Here is a 4,299-nt window from a genome sequence, read left to right on the forward strand (position 1 = left end):
ATCCTACCAACCTCCGTGGATTTGGTCTGCAGTTGAAGTGATAAACACCATCAGGCAAAATGTGGATATTCCTGCATTGATGGACACTTCCGGATTCGGTTCAAGAAGAGGCCCTTACAATTGCAAAAAATGCAATAAGGAGTTGAAGCACAAAATCATTGATTCAAACTTTGATCAAAGTCAGATTGAACATGACTGTGACTGCAAGAATGAATGGATTGCTGAAGTGAAATTCTCTGATTTGAACAAATCCAAAACTCCAATAAGACATTTGCCGTTATATTAAAATAAACACTATAACTCATTAAATGCGGTCCTATTGGAAAATATGCTGAAAATAAGCTGAAAATATATATTTATAAATAATAAAAATTATAAAGATATTAGACAAGTATATTGAAATTAAATTATAATTATACTGAATGAATTCAATGAAATAAGGAGGAAAAGACTTGCATAAACAAACTACATTAAGCATAATCGCAATTATCTTAGGGATTATCACAATTGCATTCCCAATGTTTGGAGTAATTGCTGCAGCAGATATCCTTGGATTGTCTGTTTTATTACTTGCAATCTTCTTATTGGCAAATGGTGTTAGTGAAGTTGAATACAACACAACAAGAGGATTAATAAACACCATTTTAGGATTAATAATGTTAGTAATAAGTTTAGGTTTGATATTTAACCCAAGCATATTTGCATTTTTAACTGCCCTAACCATCTATTTGGCAGGAATATTCCTAATCATAATAGGTTTAATCATCATCGTTGGAAACAGAGACAACAAATATGGATTCTGGATGGGAATACTTGGAATACTTTTAGGTGTAATCTATATCATTATTGGAACCTACATCAATAACCCATTAATTCTCGGTTCATTAATCGGTATTTGGTTAGTTGTAACTGGAGTATTAAACTTTTTAAACGATGGTTATTAATTTGAAAAAAATAAAGAAATACTGATAACGAATAAATAATAACAATTATTATTTATTCACCTACTATTTTTTAAAAAAAAAGCTTTTAAAATCAAAATACTATTTTTAAATACATTCACTTTAGGGAATAAACCATGATAGCAATAAGCGCAGACTTTGACCCTGTCCATAAGGGACATGAGGAACTGATAAGAAGAGCTCGTGAAATAGCTGATGAAAAAGGCATTGAAGTAGTTGTCTATTTAAATAAGGGTTACAGTGCAAACCATGCTCCATTTTTCACACCTTTTGAAGCAAGAAAGGAAATGGTTCTTGCATTAGGTGCAGATAAGGTCGTTGGAATAGAAGGACTGCATCATAGACTTATTTTATCATACAGTGTGCCAATCAGACTTGCAAAAATGCATGAAGATGGAGTTACAGACTACATTACTGCTGCAGACATTAGCTTAGATGAGGTTAAAAAATATGCTGAAAGGTTTATTCAAGAAGGCAGTTTCCTTGGAATGCCCCAAGATTTCCCTAATCGTAATGTGATCAGATGGTATGCCATAAACGAATTCCTGTGTAAAAGATTCGATAGAAAAATTGATTTTCACCTTATTCCAGAAGTGACAAATCCTAAGAAGATTTCTGGAAGGTTTATCAGAAAGGATATTCTTAAAAACGATTTGATGATAACTAAAGAGATAAGGGAATTGCTTCCTAAAACAAGCATTGAGATTTTGGAAAGGGAAATCGAAAAGGGCACAATTCCTGGAAAAAGGAACATGAAGGTTTTGAAGCATAAGATGAACACCTACTCCAGATCAAGCTTAACTAATATTGCATACTTAAATGGAAAGGTAATCAATAAGATTGTCGAAGGAAGATTCTATAAGGAAGATGACGAATCAATATGGGCAAGCTTCAGAAGAGCAGATTATGGCCCTGTGATGACTCGTCTTGCAGCTTCATGCATTGAAGAGGAAGTTACAAAGGACGAAGTACTGAAACTTATGAGGCATTACGAAGAAAAGGGAGTCATTCCAGAGGAGCAAAATGTCGATAAGATTATTGAAAGAGCTTGGTATGTGGCAGAAGAGGCGGATAAGGGAGTTTCTGCAAAAGATGCAAATGAAAAATTCAGAAAGAAACAGAACTTAAAGATCAATCCACTTATGACACTTGAAGCAGGACTTAATCTTACAAAATTTGAAGCGAAAAAAGTTCAAGAGGGACTTGAAGCTAAAATATTTGTGGATAAGGATAATCAAATATCCTGTGAGATCAAAGAAAAGAAAATCAAGATAAAAACCAACTTAAAGCTTCCTTCAAAAGAAGTCACATATTTAAGATACATACTTGATTCAAGATATATTCCAGTGAGTGGAGAATTGATTAAAAACAAAAGAAATGATTGGAGAGTTAAAATAACTATCCATGACCATTAAAAAAAATAGGATTTGAAAAACAGTCACTTCCTATTTTTCAACTTTTCAAATTTTTCCTTAGTGGCTAAAGCCATGATTTTAGACTTTCTTTTTTTATCAACATCATCTAAAAATTCCAAGACCTCTATCAACTCTTCATATTTACGCTTGGATTTTCTTTTGGAACTGGCTATGCGTGATTTGGCAGAAGTTTCAAAATCCCTATTTTCAGTTAAAGAAAGTATTTCCCATAACTCCTCACTTAAGCCTAATTTTTCAGCTGTTTCAAAGGTTTCTACCAAAAGTGCTGAAACACCTTTTGTATATGAACTTCTAAGAATCTTTAATTTGGAAACATCACCAATCTCATCGCTGACTACCTTTATATTGACCTTTACGTTACTAGGAGCATCAGTATCCCTAATAAAATTCCTCATGTTGGATACAAATTCTTCCGCTTTTCGACCGGAGAAATAAAGATTCAATTCCTCTGAACTTACTCTTCCCATGATTGAGGAATCGATAAAATGCTCATCGCTAAGGTAGTTTTCTATTTGCTTTGCAGTGTTTGGAGATATGTTGTTGAAATCCAAAAATATGCCTTGAGTCAATGAACCATACTTCAATGCAACAGCCAATGCGCTTTGAGGACTGTTTGCAGATATTAGAATGTCAGATTCCTGAGCAACATCTTCAAAACTGTCTAAAACAGGTATATCAAGAGATTTAACCAATTCTTTTGTCTTTTTTGATCTTCCTTCAGTTGAAGTCAATACTTCAAATCCATAAGACAATAATATTTTTGATAATGTGTAAGACACTTCACCAAAACCGATAAATCCAAATTTCATAATTTTCCCCCTTTTGAAAATCATTATAATGTAGTTAAAACATGAGATCCTTCATCGATTCCTAACTCTTTAGAAATGGCTGGACATTTTGTACAAAGCAATACAAAGACATCCTGCCCATTAAAATTCATTTCTGTCAATCCTTCGAAATTTCCCATTCCTTTGGAAATTACAAATGAGGAATTCAAAAGGACTTCCTTAAATTCATCTGATATCATGGATTCCACAACTCCTACAGAGTCAGAACCTGTTGTAATCAAGGTAGCGACCTCATCCAAACCAACTTCCAATGCCTCTTCCATACATGCATCATTTAGAATAGGTCTTTCCTTAACCGCTACGGTAACATCAACATCATATTCCTTAATTTTTTCAATCAAAAGCTTGTCGAATACAATCTCCCCAGTATTATCTACCAGATAAAGAACACTATCATATTTCCTTAAGGCATCCTCAAATTCATCAATCTTGTTTATCTTCAATTCCTTTTCCAATCCTTCAAAAATCATTGCCTCGAAATCAGTGCCTAAATGAAATGTGCCAAAATCAAGAATATTTCCTACAATAGCTATCTTAACATAAGTTTCCAAACTATTGTCTTCCTTTAGAATTTCCCTTACCTTTGGCATTAAGGATAGGGCTATCTCATTACCTTCCTTCTTTTGATTAAGGTAAGGATCATAGCATCCGGTCTCTTTTTTGATATATTGATGAATCCTTGTACCAGTGGCATTTGAAGACAATTCCTTTGAGAAGTTTTCTCCAAGATATGACAAGACATCTTGAATCAATTTAAACTTTAACTCTTCATCATCTGTAGAAAGTTCAATAGCTTCCTTAGCTTGTCTTAAAAAGCATGCACCACAATTGTAATAAACTTTAATAGTATCACCTAAAATTAAAAGATAAATTATTAACTTATTATACTTGATTATATATTTATAAATTAAAATTATTAAAATTATTGAAATTATTGAAATTAATAAGATATGAATTGTTGAAAATTGAATTGTTGAATTATTGAAAAAAAGTATTATACTATAAAAATTGGATTGGAAACAAGTAAAAAAATTTTTAAAAAAGAAAAAATAG

Annotated in this window: 4 protein-coding genes and 1 pseudogene; 3 read left to right on the top strand and 2 right to left on the bottom strand. The window is 32.4% G+C overall.

Annotation, left to right across the window (positions count from 1 at the left end; genetic code table 11):
* From ACKI67_RS05360 to ACKI67_RS05370, 3 genes and pseudogenes are all read left to right on the top strand, one after another.
* A pseudogene (locus tag ACKI67_RS05360) lies at positions 1 to 286 on the top strand (TIGR01210 family radical SAM protein); the annotation flags it as partial.
* A 166-nt stretch (positions 287 to 452) separates the two neighbouring features.
* Entirely contained in the window at positions 453 to 944 is a 492-nt protein-coding gene (locus ACKI67_RS05365; RefSeq protein ID WP_407462397.1) for a DUF308 domain-containing protein, read from the top strand.
* A gap of 134 nt (positions 945 to 1,078) precedes the next feature.
* A complete protein-coding gene (locus ACKI67_RS05370; RefSeq protein WP_407462398.1) occupies positions 1,079 to 2,377 on the top strand; it encodes an adenylyltransferase/cytidyltransferase family protein in 1,299 nt (432 codons plus the stop codon).
* A 23-nt stretch (positions 2,378 to 2,400) separates the two neighbouring features.
* Here the strand turns inward: ACKI67_RS05370 and ACKI67_RS05375 are convergent, their stop codons facing one another.
* Together ACKI67_RS05375 and ACKI67_RS05380 are read right to left on the bottom strand one after the other, a co-directional pair.
* Positions 2,401 to 3,207: a DUF1932 domain-containing protein gene (locus ACKI67_RS05375; RefSeq protein ID WP_407462399.1), complete on the bottom strand. Its 807-nt coding sequence runs from the start codon at positions 3,205 to 3,207 to the stop codon at positions 2,401 to 2,403.
* A 23-nt stretch (positions 3,208 to 3,230) separates the two neighbouring features.
* On the bottom strand, positions 3,231 to 4,091 hold the full coding sequence (locus ACKI67_RS05380; RefSeq protein WP_407462400.1) for a damage-control phosphatase ARMT1 family protein: 861 nt from the start codon (positions 4,089 to 4,091) through the stop codon (positions 3,231 to 3,233).
* Positions 4,092 to 4,299: the final 208 nt, after the last annotated feature.

This window comes from Methanobrevibacter sp. (assembly GCF_045577275.1).
In the GTDB taxonomy this organism is placed as follows: domain Archaea; phylum Methanobacteriota; class Methanobacteria; order Methanobacteriales; family Methanobacteriaceae; genus Methanobrevibacter.

Excerpts from the sequence above, each read along its gene's own strand:
- ACKI67_RS05375 (WP_407462399.1), bottom strand. The coding sequence starts at position 3,207 with ATGAAATTTGGATTTATCGGTTTTGGTGAAGTGTCTTACACATTATCA.
- ACKI67_RS05370 (WP_407462398.1), top strand. The coding sequence starts at position 1,079 with ATGATAGCAATAAGCGCAGACTTTGACCCTGTCCATAAGGGACATGAG.